The organism is Sphingomonas adhaesiva (assembly GCF_036946305.1).
Lineage (GTDB): Bacteria > Pseudomonadota > Alphaproteobacteria > Sphingomonadales > Sphingomonadaceae > Sphingomonas > Sphingomonas adhaesiva_B.
The window spans coordinates 1-17,172 of sequence record NZ_JAQIJJ010000002.1; the positions used below are offsets into that span (position 1 = coordinate 1).

Genomic DNA, 17,172 nt, shown 5'->3' on the forward strand with positions numbered 1-17,172 from the left:
GGCGGGGATCCATTCGCGCAGGTGGTCGCCAAGAGTCGGACCGGCAGCGGCAATGGATTCCTGCCTTCGCGGGAATGACGGCCAAGAGACGAACAACAGGGAGACGGATGTGACCAACCCTTGCGAGATCGCGTGGTTCTCGCGCTGTGCGACGACGATTACGAGTTCCTGGGCCAGCCCGACCCGCGGCTGCAATCCAGCTGGGAGCATTGCCGCGACATCGTGATGCAGGCGGAAACCGGCGGGTTCGACAATATCCTGCTGCCGTCGGGCTATGCGCTCGGCATCGATACCACCGCGTTTGCCGCCGCGATCGCGACGCTGACGCGCAAGATCCATCCTCCTTATGGCGACCCGCATCGGCGAGACATGGCCGCCGCAGCTGGCGCGCCAGATCGCGACGATCGACCGCATCTCCGGCGGGCGGCTGAAGATCAACATCATCTCCTCCGACATGCCCGGCGAGACGCTGCATCGGCGCCGCGCTATCGCCGCACGGTCGAGGCGATGGAGATATTGAAGACGATGCTCAACAGCGAGCATCTGAACCATCAGGGCGAATTATGGAAGCTGGACATCGATCCGCCGCGCGTCGGCACCGTGTCGGGCAAGGCGCCGCCGCTGTATTTCGGCGGCCTGTCGCCGGACGCGCGCGATGCCCGCGGCGCGGGCGTGCGACGTGTTCCTGATGTGGCCCGACAAGAAGGAGAATGTCGCCGCGATCATCGCCGACATGAAGGACCGCGCGGCGACATACGGCCGCGAGCTGAAGTTACGGCTATCGCGCGCACGTCAATCGTCCGCGAGACGGAGGCCGAGGGCGCGCACCTATGGCCGACCGGCTGTTGTCGAAGCTGACGCGCAGCAGGGGGCGGAAATCCGCGCCAAGTCCGCTCGATTCGACCTCGGTCGGGGTCGCGGCGCAGGCGGCGCTGCGCGAGAATGCGGCGGACGACGGCTATGCCCGAGGAGAATTCTGTGGACCGGCGTCGGGCGCGCGCGCTCGGGCTGCGGCGCGGCGATCGTCGGCGATCCCGATCAGGTGCTCGCCAAGCTGGAGATGTACCGCGAGATGGGAATCGACGCGTTCATCCTGTCCGGCTACCCTCATGCCGCCGAAGCCGATCTGTTCGCGCGCCATGTGCTGCCGAATATCGACCACGCACCGCTGTAAGGGGAAGACGACGTGAACGACGCGGGACGAAGCCATTGGTGGTCGGGATCGGCGGCAACCGTGGGCGGCCCCTCCTCCACCGAACATGCGGCTGCGCATCGCGCTCGCCGCGGCGGAGGCGGAGGGGTATCGCACGCGCCTGTTCGGCGGCGAGGCGCTGGGGCGGCTGCCGCTGTACGATCCGCGCGCACCGGAGCGCACGCCCGAAGAGCAGGACTTCGTCGCGGCGGTGCGCGATGCGTCGGCGGTCATCATCGCCAGCCCCGGCTATCACGGCAGCATCTCGGGCGTGGTCAAGAACGCGCTCGACCTGCTGGAGGAAACCGCGAAGGACGCGCCGCGCCCCTATCTGGGCCGACGTGCCGGTGGGGCTGATCGCGACCGCTTATGGCTGGCAGGCGACGGGGTCGACGATCGCGGCGCTGCGCTCGATCGTCCACGCGCTGCGCGGCTGGCCGACGCCGTTCGCCGCCGCGGTCAATTCGGCACAGACGAAGTTCGATGCCGACGGCGGCGCGAGCGACGCCGCGGTGGTCGAGCAGCTTCGGCTGGGTCGGCAGGCAGGTGGCGCGCTTCGCCCCGGTTGCGGCCAATGCCTGACCGGCGTGACGCGCTCCGCCTGATCGGGCTGGGCGGCGCGGGGCTGGCGACGGGCGCGGCGGCGCAGACCATCGATCTGGGCTTTGCGGGCGGCACCCGCGCGCTGTCGGGCGACTGGCCGCAGAAGGGCACGATGATCGTCCTGCGCGAGCGCGCGCCGCTGCTGGAAACACCGATGGGCGCGATGGATGGGGAGGTCTTCACCCCCAACGACCGCTTCTTCGTGCGCTGGCATTATGCCGACATCCCGCTGTCGGTCGATCCGGGCACGTTCCGCCTGCGCGTCGGCGGCGCGGTGCGCAAGCCGCTGGCCCTGTCGCTCGACGCGCTGCGACGGCTGCCGCGGTATGAGATCGCGGCGGTGAACCAGTGTTCGGGCAATTCGCGCGGGCTGTTCACCCCGCGCGTACCCGGCGCGCAATGGGGCGATGGCGCGATCGGCAATGCGCTGTGGACGGGCGTGCGGCTGCGCGACGTGCTCGACCTCGCCGGGGTCGCGCCGGGCGCGGTCGAGGTGCAGGTCGCCGGGCTCGACCGCCCCGCCGCCCGGGCGCGCCGTGGTTCGCCAAATCGCTCGCCATCGACCATGCGCGCGACGGCGAGGTGATGGTCGCCTTCGCGATGAACGGGCAGGCGCTGCCGCTGCTCAACGGCTTTCCGCTGCGCCTCGTGGTGCCCGGGCTGGTATTCGACCTATTGGATCAAGGCGCTCGACCGGATCGAGGGTGCTGACCGCGCCCGACGCGGGTTACTGGATGGCCAAGGCGTATCGCATCCCCGCGACGCCGGGGGCGAATGTCGCGCCGGGATCGAAGGACTTTCCCACCGTACCGATCGGGAAGATGGTGCCGCGCGCCTTCTTTCACCGGCCCGGCGGGCGATGCGAAGGTGGTGGCGGGCGATCCCTTCTACGTCCGCGGGCTGGCGATGGGCGGCGCGCATGGCGTCGCGCGGGTCGATCTGTCGATGGATGCGGGGCGCGAACGTGGCACGCGCTTCGCTTGGACCGGATCTTGGCAAATATGGCTTCCGGCTGTGGGAGGCGACGCTGCCGGGCTGCGGCCGGGTCGGCTATCGGCTGTGGGCGCGCGCGGCGAACACCGCGGGCGAGGTGCAGGGGATGACGGCAATCTGGAACCCGGGCGGCTATATGCGCAACCCCGCGCCATCGATCGCGGTGCATGCGGCATGAGGGCGCTGTTGTTGCTGCTGCCGCTCGCCGCCTGCTCGGCGCAGCCCGATGCGCCGGCCGCGAACACCGCCGCGGTATCGTCGATCCAGCTGCCGGCGGAGACCGCCGCGCTGCCCGCCACGCCGGCGGGCGAGCTGCTGACCGCACGCTGCACCGCCTGCCACTCCGGCCGACCTCATCACCCGCCAGCCGCCGCTGGATGCCGCCAAATGGCAGGCAACGGTCACCAAGATGCGCGAGGCGTACAAGGCACCGATCGCGCCGGCGGAGGACAAGGCGCTGGTGGCGGCATTGCTGGCGGTGCAGGCGGGACGTTGATCCGCCGCCCCGGATCACGTCCGGGGTGACGACCATATGCCGTGCACCAGCGCGACATATTCCTCCCCGATCACCGCCGGATCGAACTGCCGCAGGTGCGCCGCCACCGCCGCCGCGGGCGGGCGCGGGATCGTTCCCGCCACCATCGCGCGCATCGCCGCCGCCAGCCCCGCGACGTCGCCCGGCGCGACCAGCGTCCCCAGGTGGCCATCGTCGAGCAGCTCGCGCGGCCCGCTGGGGCAATCGAACGAGGCCACGGGGCAGCCGACCGACAGCGCCTCCGCCAGCACCAGCCCGAAGCCTTCGTTGCGCGACGACAGCACGAACCCCGCGGCGCGCGCCATATAGGGGCGCACGTCGGGCACGAACCCCGGCATCGCCACGTCGTCCGCGACCCCCAGCGCGCGCGCCTGCGCCTCCAGCGCGGCGCGCAACGGCCCCTCGCCCCAGGATCAGCAGCGTCGCCCGCCCCGCCAGCCCGGCGGCGTGGAAGGCGCGCAGCAGCGTCGCCTGATCCTTTTGCGCCACCATCCGTCCGGCGTTGACGATCACCGGGCGTGCGAACAGCGCCTCATGTGCGGGATCGATCGCGCCCGCCGCCGCGCGCCTCGGGCAGCGGGTTGTAGATCGTGTGGACGCGGTCCCGCCGGCAGCGCGAACTGCCGCACCACCTGTGCGGCGAGATCGCGCGAGACGGCGTGCGCGGCCACCACGTCGCGATACAGCCAACGCTCCGGCGCGTAGCCCAGCAGCCGCGCGGGGCCAGAAGCGGGCGCGGCGCGGCACCTCCAGCGCATTGTGGACGCTGATCGCGAGGCGCAGCCACGGTCGCCGCTTCGCCGCCAGCCCGGCGATCATCTTGGCGCTGTGGACGAACGCGAACAGCAGGTCGGGACGCGCCGCGTCGACATAGCGCAGCAAATGCGGGAAGGCTGAGCAGCTCGTTGGGCGCGCCCAGGTCGACGCCATGCGCGCGATAGACCGGATGGTTCGCCAGCGCGCCGTCCGCCACCGCGACCACCAGATCGGCGTCGATCCCCGCCGCCGCCAGTCGCCCGGTCACGAACAGCGCGATCCGCTCTGCACCGCCGCCGGCCAGCGACGGCAGGAAGATCGCGACTTTCATGAATCAGGCGGTTAGCACCGGGCGGCGTGACGACCAAAGCCATCGCGATCCTGCTCCACGATTTCAACGCCGGCGGTACGGAGGCGACCGCCTTCCGCCTCGCCGCCGAGTGGATCGCGCTGGGGCATCGCGTCACGATCGTCGCGGGGGCGGCGCGGGGGCGATGCGCGACCGGCGTGCCCGCCGGGGGCGACGGGTGCGCCTGCTGTCGCCCGAAGTGCCGCGCGGCGCCACTTCGCGGCTACGGCTGGGCGCGGCGATGGCGCCGGTGCTGCGCGAGGGTCGCGCCCGACGTCGCCTATCTGACCGGCAATTTCCATTTCTGGCTGGCACCCGCGCTGCGGCGTGCGCTGCCGGACCTGCCGATCGTGGCGAAGATCAGCAACCCGCTACTCCCCGACCTGCCGCGCGCCGTCTCCCCGGTTACGCGCGCGGTGCTGCGCCGCCTCACCGATCCGATCGACGTCCTCGTCGCCATGTCCCCCGAACTCGCCGAGCGCGACCGCGTGCTGCTGCCCGGGCGCCCGATCCGGATCGCGCCCGAGCCCAATCTCGCCACCGGCCACATGCCGCTGCCGCGCGACGCGCCACCACCAGTGCCGCACATCCTCGCGATCGGGCGGATGGAGCGGCAGAAGAACCTCGCGCTCGCCTTGCGCGCCTTCGCCGACCTGCACCGCGAGCGCGTGGCGCGGCTCACCATTCTGGGTGACGGGCCGGAACGACCGCGGCTGGAGGCGCTCGCGCGCCGCCTGGGCATCGCCGACGCCGTGGCGATGCCCGGCTTCGCGCCCGATATCGCGCCCGATCTGGCGCGTGCCTCGCTGCTGCTGCTCACCTCGCGCTACGAAGGCTTTCCGGCGGTGCCGGTCGAGGCGCTGGCGGCGGATGTCCCCGTCGTCGCGACCGATTGCTCGCCGGTGCTGCGCGGGCTGCTCCCCACCCCGCTTCACGGCCGGGTCAGCGCACGGGCCACCCCTGCCGCGCTGGCGACGGCGATGCGCGACACGCTCGCGCAGCCCTTCACCTCCTGCGGGGTGCGTCCCCATATCGTCGCCGGCTACACCGCTGCCGCCGCCGCGCGGCGCTATCTGGAGATCTTCGATGACGCCATCGCCCTCCACCCCGACACGGCCCCTTGTGTTGCCCGATAGCAACACCATCTGACACCCAAGAGCAACAGGGCCTACAGATGAACCTAGAGAAATTCACTGACCGCGCACGCGGCTTCCTCCAGTCGGCACAGACCGTCGCCATCCGCCTGTCGCACCAGCAGATCGCGCCCGAGCATCTGCTGAAGGCGCTGCTGGAGGACGAGCAGGGCATGGCCTCGGGGCTGATCCAGGCCGCGGGTGGTGATCCGCGCCGCGCGCTGACCGAGACCGATGCCGCGCTGGCGCGCATTCCCGCCGTCTCCGGCTCGGGCGCGCAGAACCAGCCGGGGCTGTCGGCGGATGCGGTGCGCGTCCTCGACCAGGCCGAGCAGATCGCGCAGAAGGCGGGCGACAGCTATGTCACCGTCGAGCGGCTGCTGGTCGCGCTCGCGCTGTCGCTCAACACCGCGGCGGGCAAGGCGCTGAAGACCGCCAATGCCACTCCCGAGGCACTCAACGCCGCGATCGTGCAGCTGCGCGGCGGGCGCACCGCCGACACGCAATCGGCGGAGGATCGCTACGACGCGCTCAAGAAGTTCGCGCGCGACCTGACGCAGGCAGCGCGCGACGGCAAGCTGGACCCGGTGATCGGCCGCGACGAGGAGATACGCCGCACGATCCAGGTGCTGGCGCGCCGCACCAAGAACAATCCCGTGCTGATCGGCGAACCCGGCGTCGGCAAGACCGCGATCGCCGAGGGCCTCTCCCTGCGCATCGCCAATGGCGACGTGCCCGACGGGCTGAAGGACAAGACGCTGATGGCGCTCGACATGGGCGCGCTGATCGCGGGCGCGAAATATCGCGGCGAGTTCGAGGAGCGGCTGAAGGGCGTCATCGACGAGGTGAAGGCGGCCGAGGGCGACATCATCCTGTTCATCGACGAGATGCACACGCTGATCGGCGCGGGCAAGTCGGACGGCGCGATGGACGCGTCCAACCTGCTCAAGCCCGCGCTGGCGCGCGGCGAGCTGCATTGCGTCGGCGCGACCACGCTCGACGAATATCGCAAACATGTCGAGAAGGACCCCGCGCTCCAGCGGCGCTTCCAGCCCGTCTTCGTCGGCGAACCCACGGTCGAGGATACGATCAGCATCCTGCGCGGGCTGAAGGAGAAATACGAGCTGCACCATGGCGTGCGGATCACCGACGGCGCGCTGGTGTCGGCGGCGACGCTCAGCAACCGCTACATCACCGACCGCTTCCTGCCCGACAAGGCGATCGACCTGATGGACGAGGCCGCCAGCCGCATCCGCATGGAGGTGGAGAGCAAGCCCGAGGAGATCGAGACGCTCGACCGCCGCATCCTGCGCCTGAAGATCGAGCGCGAGGGGCTGAAGCGCGAGACGGACGCCGCCTCCGTCGACCGGCTGGAGACGCTGGAGGGCGAACTCGCCAATTGGGAACAGCAATCGGCGGAGCTGACCACGCGCTGGCAGGCCGAAAAGGACAAGATCGCGGGCGAGGCGAAGCTGAAGGAACGGCTCGACGCCGCGCGACTGGAACTGGAGCAGGCACAGCGCAGCGGCGATCTCGCCAAGGCGGGCGAGCTGTCCTACGGGCGCATCCCCGCGCTGGAGCGTGAACTGGCGGAGGCCGCGGCCGGCACGCAGGGCGCGATGCTGCGCGAGGAAGTGACCAGCGACGATATCGCGGGGGTCGTCAGCCGCTGGACCGGCGTCCCCGTCGACCGGATGCTGGAAGGCGAGCGCGAGAAGCTGCTGCGGATGGAGGAGGTCATCGGGAAGCGCGTCATCGGCCAGGCCGATGCGGTGCGCGCCGTCTCCACCGCGGTGCGGCGCGCGCGCGCCGGGTTGCAGGATCCGAATCGGCCGCTGGGCAGCTTCCTGTTCCTGGGGCCTACCGGCGTCGGCAAGACCGAGCTGACCAAGGCGCTGGCCGAATTCCTGTTCGACGACGCCAATGCGATGGTGCGCATCGACATGAGCGAGTTCATGGAGAAGCATGCGGTCGCGCGGCTGATCGGTGCGCCGCCGGGCTATGTCGGCTATGAGGAAGGCGGCGTCCTGACCGAGGCGGTGCGGCGCCGGCCGTATCAGGTCGTGCTGTTCGACGAGGTGGAGAAGGCGCATTCGGACGTCTTCAACGTGCTGCTGCAAGTGCTGGACGACGGTCGCCTGACCGATGGGCAGGGGCGCACGGTCGACTTCTCGAACACGCTGATCATCCTGACCTCCAACCTCGGCAGCCAGTATCTGGCCAACATGGGCGAGGGCGAGGACGTCGCCAGCGTCGAGCCGCAGGTGATGGACGTGGTACGCGCGCATTTCCGTCCGGAGTTCCTCAACCGGCTGGACGAGATCATCCTGTTCCACCGGCTGGGGCAGGCGCACATGGGGCCGATCGTCGACATCCAGGTCGGTCGCGTCGGCAAGCTGCTGGCGGACCGCAAGGTGACGCTGGACCTGACCGATGCCGCGCGCGCGTGGCTGGGCCGGGTCGGCTACGATCCGGTATATGGCGCACGGCCCCTGAAGCGCGCGGTACAGCGCCACCTGCAGGACCCGCTCGCCGAGTTGATCCTGCGCGGCGAGGTGAAGGACGGCGCCACGATCCACGTCGACGAGGGCGACGGGAAGCTGGCGCTGTCGGTGGGGTGATCGCTCGGGCGGTTTCCCCGCGGGGGCGGGGATGACGGCGTGGCTGGGACACGCCTTCCCCTGTCCACCGCCCTTCACCTGTGTCATGGAGCGGGCACCATGACCTATCTTCCGACCCGCGCATGACCAGCATCGGCATCTATGGCAGCAACGGCCGCATGGGCCGCGCGATCGCAACGATCGCGGAAGGCGAAGGCGCCGCGGTCGCGGGCGGGGTGGACGCAGGGGGCGATCCGCTGCCGCTGGCGCAGGCCGCCGACGTGCTGGTGGATTTCTCCACCCCCGCCGCGCTGGAGCCGCATCTCGCCGCCGCGGTCGCGGCGCGGACGCCGATCGTCATCGGCACCACCGGGCTGCTCGCCACGCATCAGGCGCTGATCGAACAGGCCGCGGACGAGATCGCAGTGCTCCAGACCGGCAATACGTCGCTGGGCGTCACGCTCCTCAACATCCTGGTGCGCGAGGCCGCGGCGCGGCTCGGCCCCGATTGGGATATCGAGATCGCGGAGATGCACCACCGCCACAAGGTGGACGCCCCGTCGGGCACCGCCTTGCTGCTGGGCGAGGCCGCCGCGGCGGGGCGCGGCACGCGGCTGGCGGAGGTGCGGGTCGACAGCCGCGCCGGGCTGGTGGGTGCGCGCAGCGAGGGGACGATCGGCTTCGCCAGCTTGCGCGGCGGATCGGTGGTCGGCGACCATATGGTCGTCTTCGCGGGCGAGGGCGAGCGGATCGAGATCGGCCACCGTGGCGAGGATCGCAGCATCTTCGCGCGCGGGGCGGTGAAGGCGGCGCTGTGGCTCGCCGGCCGTGCGCCGGGGCGCTACGCGATGGCGGAGGTTCTCGGGCTTTGAGGAAGGCGGACGTCGTCGAATTCTATCGACGGCTTGCGGAAGCCAACCCGCACCCGGAAACCGAGCTGGAATCGGTCAATACCTATACGTTGCTGGTCGCGGTCGTGCTGTCCGCGCAGGCGACCGACGCCGGGGTCAACAAGGCGACGCGCGCCTTGTTCGCCGAGGTCGACACACCCGCGAAGATGGTCGCGCTGGGCCTGGACGGTCTCAAGCAGCACATCAGGACGATCGGCCTGTTCAACACCAAGGCCAAGAACGTCATCGCGCTCAGCGAGGCGCTGATCGCCGACCATGGCGGCGAGGTGCCCGCCGACCGCGACGCGCTGGAGAAGCTGCCCGGCGTCGGGCGCAAGACCGCCAATGTGGTGATGAACGTCGCCTTCGGCGCGGAGACGTTCGCGGTCGACACGCATATCTTTCGCGTCGGCAACCGTACCGGGCTGGCGAAGGGGAAGACGGTGCTGGCGGTGGAGAAGGCGCTCGACAAGGCCACCCCCGCGCCGTTCCGCGTCCATGCGCACCATTGGCTGATCCTGCACGGCCGCTATGTCTGCAAGGCGCGCAAGCCCGAATGCTGGCGATGCATCGAGATCGACCTGTGCGCGTTCAAGCCCAAGACGCCGGCACCCGCCGCCCGGACCGCCGGCAAGGGAGAGTGACCATGCGTGCCCCGATCCTCCTCGCCTGCGCCGCCGCGGCCGCATTCGCCGCCCCCAGCGTCGCGCGCGACCGCAACGCCGTTCCCGCCGCGACGCCCGCGGGCAAGCCGCAGTCGTGCATCCCGATCCAGTCGATCCGCGAGAGCCTGGTGCGCAACGACCGCGTCATCGACTTTCGCACCAACGGCAACCGCTTCTACCGCGTGACGCTGCCGCAATCCTGCCCCGGGCTGGGGTTCGAGCGGCGCTTCTCCTACGCCACCTCGCTCAGCCAGCTGTGCGCGCAGGACATCATCACCGTGTTCACGCAGACGCCGCCGATGCGCGGCGCCAGCTGCGGCCTCGCCCCGTTCCAGCCGGTGACGATCGCGCGCACGCGATAAAAGCAGGGTAGCGCCGCGTTCGCGCGCCTGCTACGCGACGCCCCAGGCACCCGTAGCTCAGCTGGATAGAGCGCTGCCCTCCGAAGGCAGAGGCCACAGGTTCGAATCCTGTCGGGTGCGCCAGCTTTTCCGCCGAATTGTAAAACCGGCTTCGCCTTCCTGTCTCCGCAACCGTCTCCGTTACCTTTGCGGCGGTGCTCGATGATGGCGGCTCGGTGCAACCTGGCCGGCTTCGATTTGATCGAGGCGCGGATGGCTTGCGCATATGCGCGCCGTACCGACGGATGGCCCGTGGGCCACATCCTACGTGATCGTGCATGGTCGTGCGCGACGCCAACGGTTCAAATTGTCGAAGGTGATCGTAAGCTCGGCGAGCGTCGCTTTGTGGTGCACACCCTCTTCCCGTTCCTGCGAACGGATCAACGCTATCGGTCAACGGTGCCTCTCACATTGATGCAGGCACGGCGTTACGCCTTCGCGCGCCTTCGCGATCTATCGCCAGATGGGAGCATTCGTCCCAGTAGCGGCCCGGGCATCGAATGGTGCCGCGGCGGCGAGCATATCGGCTTTGAGGTTCTACGATGACCGCCGGCAGTGAGATGCTGCACGCGGCGTTGGAGTATGCGCGCCGCGGCTGGCCGGTGTTCCCGTGCAACGCGCGGGACAAGACGCCGCTGGTGAAGGCCGATCGCGATGCTGCCGGTAAGCCGATCAAGGGCACTGGCGGAGTGAAGCAGGCGACAACCGACGTCGAGAAGGTCGCAGCGTGGTGGAGGCGCTGGCCCAGCGCCATGATTGGTGTCGCCATGGGCGAAAACGGGCTGTTCGCGCTCGACTTCGACCCGCGCACCGATGAAGCGACCGGCGAAGAATGGACGCTCGAGCGCCTGAAGGCCGAGTTGGAGACGCAGATCGGCGCATCGCTGCCGGCGTCGCTTGCCGTTCGCACGCCGAGCGGCGGAGTTCACGTCTATCTGTCGCAGCCCGCTGAGGGTGCTTCTATCCGCAACCGCGGCAATCTGCCTCGTCACGTCGACGTGCGCGGCGCCGGTGGCTACGTGATCGCGCCTCCGAGCCGGATGATCGATGGTCGCAGCTACCGTTGGCTCCGCGACGATCGGGATGCGCTGATTGCGGAGCCGCCAGCCGGGCTGGTGACGGTTCTGCGTGCCAAGGGTGCCAAAGGTAATGGTCAGTCAGCGAAGCCACAGGGGGATGGGGTAGAGCGCTATGCGTTGGCGGCGTTGGACAGTGAATGTCAGGCAATCCGTAGCGCGGAGGCGGGCAAGCGGCAGGACGCGTTGAATCGCGGTGCGTTTGCAGTTGCGCAGTTGGTGGCGGCCGGAGCGCTGGCGGAACCGTCCTCGCGTATGGCGGTGCTAGCAGCTGCGCTGGCGAACCCTGGAAAGGATGATCAGAGCGCGATCGAGGCCACGGTAGATAGCGGTTGGGCGGCAGGCCTAGCCGCGCCACGCGATCTTACCGGCATCGGCGAGCGGGCGAGAACACCCTATCGCCAATTGTCGATCGGAAAGCCGGCACGATCGGCGCAGCAGGATGCCGGCGAACCGGACGGAGGTGCGATCCATCGTCGGTGTTGCCTGTACCCGATGACGGACTTGGGAAATGCCGAGCGTTTCGCCGAGCGTTACGGCGACCGGGTGCGATACGTCGATAAGATGGGCTGGGTCGCATACGACGGCCGACGTTTCATCCTTGACGGTGCAGAGGCGCTGATCGGCGGATGGGTGCACGAGACGGTCCGAGCAATCCGAGACGAAGCGCGCGTCATGCGCGACAGCGGCCGGCGTGATCTCGGTCAGGTCGACGCACTGGACGATCTGTTCGAGGAGAAGAAGGACGGTAGCGAGGTGCTGCTATCCGACAAGCTATTGGCGTGGGCGCGAGCATCGGAGAGTGCGACCAAGCTCGGTTGCATCGCGGGCATAGCCAAGAACCTGTCGGGTTTCGGCATGACGGTGCAGCCCGAGCATCTGGATCGCGACCCGTTCCTCATCAATGTACAGAACGGCACGCTGGAGCTCGTCTTTCACGAGGATGCGCCGGAGCCGTTCGCACAGCTGCGCTTGCGGTCGCATGATCCGCGCGACCTCATCACCCGCGTCATGCCGGTCGAGTATCGACCCGGTGCGCAGTGCCCGATCTACGATCGCTTCCTTGCCCGTGTGCAGCCGGATGAGGCTATGCGCTTGTTTCTGCACCGCTGGGGCGGTCTGTCGCTGACGGGCGATGTGTCCGAACAGAAGCTGGTGTTCCATCATGGTAAGGGCGCGAACGGGAAATCGACGCTGGTCGATACCTGGGCGACGATCGCGGGCGACTACTCCGGCACAGTGCCGATCGAGACGTTTCTCGATCAGGGTCGAAAGCGAAAAGGATCAGATGCCTCGCCTGATCTGGCCGCGCTGGTGGGTGTGCGAATGCTGCGCACCTCCGAAGCCGAGCGGAACGCGAAGCTAGCCGAGGCGCTCATCAAGCTGGCGACCGGTGGCGAGCCGATCCCGGTGCGTCGGCTGATGCGCGATCCGTTCGACCTCTATCCAGCGTTCAAGATGACAATCTCGGGCAATTACTTCCCGACGATCACCGGATCGGATGACGGCATATGGCGGCGCGTGGCGCTGGTGCCATGGAACATCCAGATCCCCGACGCGGAGAAGGATCGCCAGCTGGGTGCGAAGATGCGCCGTGAGGCGAGTGGCATCCTGAACCGCCTGCTGGATGGGCTGATCGATTGGCGGCTCCGTGGGCTGCAAGAGCCTGACATCGTGCGCACCGCGACGGACGACTATCGGAAGGATAGCGATCCGCTGGGGCGATTCCTCACCGAATGCACCGCGGACGACACGGAGGCGAAGACCAAATCGTCGGTCCTTTATGGCCTCTACGACGCCTGGAGGGCTGCCGTTGGCGAGAACCAATGGACGCAGAAAGGCTTCAGCCTTGCGATGCTCGATCGCGGTTACAAACGCCGTGAGAACAGGGGGATGCAATGGCTTGGCATCCGAATGACGCGGACGGTTAGCGACTTCGAGCAGGCGTCCGACGAAGCTGGCGGTGGTCAGCGATACCATTCCCCGCGCCCCTTGGAGGATGCCGATGACATGCCATTGTAATGCCCTGTTCAAGGGTTCGTTCAAGGGTCATTCAAGGGTCTGTTCAAGGGTGAACCCCGCAGAAATCTGCGGTTCTTCAAGGGTGTCAAGGGTTGCGTGCAACCCTGTGCGTAGCATGTGCGCACATGCGCGCGCGCATGTGCATGAGTATGACTTACACCAATCCTTGAAATCCTTGACACCCTTGTATCTTGTTGAGGAATTTGTAGTTGTTCCAAATACTTACATAGTCCCGCAGGTTCAAGGGACGTGCAAGGGTTGCGGCGATCTGTTCAAGGGTGTCGTCAACCGGCTCGCAGATCGCTTTGCGGCTGACCATGCAGGTCGTCTGTGCTTCTGCCGCACACAGCGGCGCTGGTTCATTCGTGAGGGATTGGCGTGGTTTTGCGACACGCGCCAGTTGTCGTTCAACCTCGCAAGGATCAGCGTGCGCGAGGCGAACATGGGCGCTCGATATGGAAGCGCTGCTGTCACGCAAAAGGTTTTGCGGCGCGCGTCTTTCGACAGCCGGCTGCAATGTGAGGGCTGGTGTCGGATGGCAGCGGCGGGCGACATGGCGCCTAGCACCCCCGGGGGGGGGGGGGTCGAAATCCCAAGGGGGCGCCGCCACCCGGACCACTCATGCTCTCACGTGGAGATTTTTTAATCGTGCAGCGGAATTTCAGGGACGTGGGCATGCTCTCCGGGCCGCTGTAATTGCGCTCTTCCCTCATTCCTTCGGCGCGCAACCTTCCGGGTGGCTTCGCGTCCAGCGAGCCGCTGGGGCGATCGGTGAGCATCCTCCGGTATGCATGTCGCATCGACTGAAAAGGGTGCTGGTCGCCACGATTAATTTCCGCCGATGCCTCGGAGGCGAAATTGCGCACCGGTAGGCTGCGGCAGCTGGTGGCGGAGCCGGGCATGCCCTCCGAGCCGTCGATCCGCTCGCTGATCCGTTCGCGGGCCGATTTCCCGATCCTCGAAAGGGCTGACGGGTCGCACGGCTACGTCTTCGATCTGGACGCGGCCAGTGACTTCGTCCGCGCGCACTGGCGCGACAAAAGGGGGCTGTCTCGAACCGTCCCAACGACGCCGGCCCCTGCGGCCCCAGCGACTGGTGGCGCTACGCGAACCGGAAACCTGTGGGACTTGGCGGCCCTGCCCGGAATGCCATCTCAGCCGACGTTGCGCGCGTTCATCGACGCCCGGATGGATTTCCCGGTCATCACACGAGGCGGCAGGGGGCGTAGCTATCTGCTCGACCTAGACGCAGCAGCTGCCTTCGTGCGCGAGCATTGGAAAGATCGTCGCGCCGACCGCGCGGTCTGCGCATCGCCTGTCGGACGGTCCCGCCCCGGCGATCAGAAGGCGCAAGCTGATCTGCCGGATTTGTTCGCCAGCCTTACCGACGAGGGGGGCAGTGATATGACCTCCCCGGAGCGACGTAGCGCGACTATCGCGCCATCCGTGCGCGATCTTCGCGCAGCACGCGACTTCCTGCGAACAGATCGATGCGGACCGGGCGAGGTAGTGGCCGTCGCGATTGACGCGATCCTTGCCGGCGCGGACCCGAACCGTGCGCTGGGCTTGCGAGGGCATGCAGGGCAGCGATCGGCGCTGATGCTGGACCGCCTTCGGGAACGGAACCGTTTGATCTGCATGCTAGCGCGTCAGCATTTCGACGCGCTGTCGTTGAGCGATCAGGCGCGCGAGGTTGTTGCCGCGGCGTCGGCGTACTGGCGGCGGGCGGCGCGATTGGACACTGGCCTTGCGAGCATGCCGGCGAGCTACGCCGGCACACCGCGGGAATGGCTGTTTCAAATCGCTCGACTGCCGTCCGACGTGCCTAGTGTCCGGACCGTTCGAGCGATCCTGTCATCTGAGCGCCAGCACGTAGGCTGATGGCATTCGGCTCCGTCTATTCCCTGCCAGCGAGTGGACCGATGGGAGGGTTCGGACAGGCCCCGCAACAGGAGGCGAGAATGAGTGCTGTGTTGGGAAAAGCAGCGATGGTGGTGGGCGCGGTGGCGCTTGTGGCGACAGGCGTAGGCGCAATCGCCGGGGCGGCGGGCCTTGCCTCACTCGCGGGGACCGCCGCCACGGTGGCGAAGCTTGCTGGCGTGACCGCAGCAGCGCTGTCGGCCGTATCGCTGTCCACCCGCCAACTTCCGCCCGTGACGGGCACCCAGACTGCATTCAGCGCCAACCCTGATGACGGGCTACCTCTCATCATCGGACGAACGGCGGGTCGAGGTCGCGTCTCGTGGAGGCCATTTCCATGAGCGCTATCGCCATGTTCACAGCGGCGGACGCGTCCTCGATCTACCTCATAACAGACGGGGCCTATTACGACGCGGATGGCCGCGTGCGCGCCAGCAAGTCCAAGGTGACCAAATCCGATCGCCTGCGCATGGCGGTGGCAGTCACAGGCAATGTCGACAGCGGAACGGTGGCGCGCCATCTCGCGTCGGCAGAGACGCAGCGAGAGGCGTTGCAGCGCGTGCCCTCGATCACAAGCAACCTTCACGCCGCTAACGCATACCTATGGCCGCACGACGACGACGCCTGGCACCTTCACCTGATGCTGTTCGTCGCAACGTGGAGCGAGGATCGCGGCGCGGAAGGATGGGTATGCGCTTCCGGCCGCGACTGGCTGGGCGACGATTACGTGCCCGGCTCGCTCGCTGGGGTAAGCGAGCTTTCGTCCCCGCCGATCTCGGACGGCGCGTGGCTGCCCCGCGATCCCGACGAAGGCGCGCGCCGCGTGTTGACCGGGCAGCGGCGATGCATCGATGTGTTCAATGGGCAATGCTGCGTTGGCGGGTTCGGTGAGTTGACGACGGTGGATGGGGATGGCGCGCGAACGGTTCGGCTGCTCGAATGGCCGGACCGGATCGGGGAGCGCATTAGCCTACAAAGTGACGTGGCATGAGCGGCGTCGCCAACGCAGTCGGCAAAGTGGCCGGCGTGGTAGCCGCGGGCGCGCTGGTCGTCGGCGCATTCGCGACCGGGAACCCCGGTCTGGTGGCCCTTGCTGCAAAGGTCGGGTCGATTGCGAGCATCGCCAGTCCTGTCGCTGCCACCAGCCTTCCGGTGCCGAGGAAACCGCTCATGACAGCCATCAACATTTTCGAGGATGGCCATAACGCCTACATCCTTTCCGACACGGCCGTACTGGACGCGAGCGGCAAGGTTGCGTGCTTCGCCAGCAAGGCGTTTGCCTTTCCCGAAGTCCGTATGGCGATCGCGGTCAGCGGTCGCCCGATCATGGCGCCGCTGATCTCGGCCATGGACCGGCATATCCGCGTGCCCACACCCGCGGCGTTCCTCGCAGGCATTCCGGAGGCGTTCGCGGACGTCATGAGGGAGGTTGCGAAGGCCAACCCTGCTGCCGAGGCGACCGGAGGGAACGCCACGCGCCTGTGGATTGCGTCATACGACATGGTGGCTGGCCGCCCGCGGTTACACACGCTCGGCAACAGCCACATCGGCGGTGCCGCGCCTCTGTTGCCGGGCGCGATGAGCGAGATCCGCGACGGTCACAGCAGTCCGCCATTCGACCCCGCGGTTCTGCCGTTCGGCTACATCGCAAACCCAAAGAAAGACGGGCGGCGGGTCATCGAATCCCAACGTCGCTGGCGCTTTCCGGAATATGCCGCAGGCTACGGAGTGGGAGGCCACGCCGAACTTTATACGATCGGTCGCGCGGGTGTGACCTTCGACCGGGTGGCTACATGGCCCCAAGATCGGGTCGGCAAAAGAATCGACGCATAAGGCGGCGAAGATTGCGAGTGGCCGGCTTCGGCAATATCCGCCGTGCGCCAGTGCGATCGATCCTCTCGGCAACTTGCCATCGCGAACCGTAATGGCACCCGGCTCCGCCTATTCGCTGCCAGCGAACGGCGGGATGAGGGATTACGGACACGGGCATTTCCGAGGAGAGCATTGTGGTTTGGTCGGAGAACACTCTCAACGCAG

General features: G+C 67.9%; 15 protein-coding genes, 1 tRNA gene and 2 pseudogenes. 16 read left to right on the plus strand and 2 right to left on the minus strand.

The genetic code is table 11. The features are described 5' to 3' along the window. The first annotated feature begins 655 nt into the window (after window positions 1–655). From PGN14_RS00135 to PGN14_RS00160, 6 genes and pseudogenes are all read left to right on the plus strand, one after another. A complete protein-coding gene (locus tag PGN14_RS00135; RefSeq protein WP_335297372.1) occupies window positions 656–1,174 on the plus strand; it encodes an LLM class flavin-dependent oxidoreductase in 519 nt (172 codons plus the stop codon). A 35-nt stretch (window positions 1,175–1,209) separates the two neighbouring features. Then, window positions 1,210–1,774, plus strand: a pseudogene (locus PGN14_RS00140) (NADPH-dependent FMN reductase). Between the two features lie 253 nt (window positions 1,775–2,027). Then, window positions 2,028–2,381, plus strand: a pseudogene (locus PGN14_RS00145) (molybdopterin-dependent oxidoreductase); the annotation flags it as partial. Then, entirely contained in the window at window positions 2,381–2,506 is a 126-nt protein-coding gene (locus PGN14_RS00150) for a molybdopterin-dependent oxidoreductase (RefSeq protein WP_335297373.1), read from the plus strand. The pseudogene PGN14_RS00145 and the gene PGN14_RS00150, both read left to right, overlap by 1 nt. Before the next feature lie 253 nt (window positions 2,507–2,759). Then, entirely contained in the window at window positions 2,760–2,966 is a 207-nt protein-coding gene (locus tag PGN14_RS00155; RefSeq protein ID WP_335297374.1) for a hypothetical protein, read from the plus strand. After that, window positions 2,963–3,313 carry a hypothetical protein gene (locus PGN14_RS00160; RefSeq protein WP_335297375.1) on the plus strand — a complete coding sequence of 117 codons (351 nt, stop codon included), beginning with the start codon at window positions 2,963–2,965 and terminating at the stop codon, window positions 3,311–3,313. Before PGN14_RS00155 ends, PGN14_RS00160 begins: the two co-directional genes overlap by 4 nt. Here the strand turns inward: PGN14_RS00160 and PGN14_RS00165 are convergent. Both PGN14_RS00165 and PGN14_RS00170 read right to left on the minus strand, forming a co-directional pair. Further along, entirely contained in the window at window positions 3,299–3,718 is a 420-nt protein-coding gene (locus PGN14_RS00165) for a glycosyltransferase (RefSeq protein ID WP_335297376.1), read from the minus strand. The genes PGN14_RS00160 and PGN14_RS00165 overlap by 15 nt on opposite strands. Before the next feature lie 137 nt (window positions 3,719–3,855). Continuing rightward, window positions 3,856–4,410, minus strand: coding sequence for a hypothetical protein (locus PGN14_RS00170; protein ID WP_335297377.1), 555 nt, complete (start codon window positions 4,408–4,410; stop codon window positions 3,856–3,858). 26 nt (window positions 4,411–4,436) lie between these two features. Between PGN14_RS00170 and PGN14_RS00175 the strand changes: the two genes are divergently transcribed. The 10 genes from PGN14_RS00175 to PGN14_RS00220 all read left to right on the plus strand — a co-directional run bounded on the left by PGN14_RS00175 (window position 4,437) and on the right by PGN14_RS00220 (window position 16,968). Then, window positions 4,437–5,564: a glycosyltransferase gene (locus PGN14_RS00175; RefSeq protein WP_335297378.1), complete on the plus strand. Its 1,128-nt coding sequence runs from the start codon at window positions 4,437–4,439 to the stop codon at window positions 5,562–5,564. Between the two features lie 38 nt (window positions 5,565–5,602). Continuing rightward, window positions 5,603–8,182 carry an ATP-dependent chaperone ClpB gene (gene clpB, locus PGN14_RS00180; protein WP_335297379.1) on the plus strand — a complete coding sequence of 860 codons (2,580 nt, stop codon included), beginning with the start codon at window positions 5,603–5,605 and terminating at the stop codon, window positions 8,180–8,182. A 122-nt stretch (window positions 8,183–8,304) separates the two neighbouring features. Further along, window positions 8,305–9,033 (plus strand): 4-hydroxy-tetrahydrodipicolinate reductase, encoded by a 729-nt coding sequence (gene dapB, locus PGN14_RS00185; RefSeq protein WP_335297380.1) that lies wholly within the window; start codon window positions 8,305–8,307, stop codon window positions 9,031–9,033. Beyond that, window positions 9,030–9,695, plus strand: a complete 666-nt coding sequence (gene nth / locus PGN14_RS00190; protein WP_335297381.1) for an endonuclease III — start codon at window positions 9,030–9,032, stop codon at window positions 9,693–9,695. Before dapB ends, nth begins: the two co-directional genes overlap by 4 nt. A gap of 2 nt (window positions 9,696–9,697) precedes the next feature. Next, entirely contained in the window at window positions 9,698–10,078 is a 381-nt protein-coding gene (locus PGN14_RS00195; protein ID WP_335297382.1) for a hypothetical protein, read from the plus strand. A 46-nt stretch (window positions 10,079–10,124) separates the two neighbouring features. Beyond that, window positions 10,125–10,201 (plus strand) — tRNA-Arg (locus tag PGN14_RS00200). Between the two features lie 458 nt (window positions 10,202–10,659). Beyond that, on the plus strand, window positions 10,660–13,215 hold the full coding sequence (locus PGN14_RS00205; protein WP_335297383.1) for a phage/plasmid primase, P4 family: 2,556 nt from the start codon (window positions 10,660–10,662) through the stop codon (window positions 13,213–13,215). Between the two features lie 900 nt (window positions 13,216–14,115). Beyond that, on the plus strand, window positions 14,116–15,096 hold the full coding sequence (locus PGN14_RS00210; protein WP_335297384.1) for a hypothetical protein: 981 nt from the start codon (window positions 14,116–14,118) through the stop codon (window positions 15,094–15,096). A gap of 376 nt (window positions 15,097–15,472) precedes the next feature. After that, window positions 15,473–16,126, plus strand: coding sequence for a hypothetical protein (locus PGN14_RS00215; protein ID WP_335297385.1), 654 nt, complete (start codon window positions 15,473–15,475; stop codon window positions 16,124–16,126). After that, complete coding sequence (locus PGN14_RS00220) at window positions 16,123–16,968, plus strand: hypothetical protein (RefSeq protein ID WP_335297386.1); 846 nt, start codon at window positions 16,123–16,125, stop codon at window positions 16,966–16,968. Before PGN14_RS00215 ends, PGN14_RS00220 begins: the two co-directional genes overlap by 4 nt. Window positions 16,969–17,172: the final 204 nt, after the last annotated feature.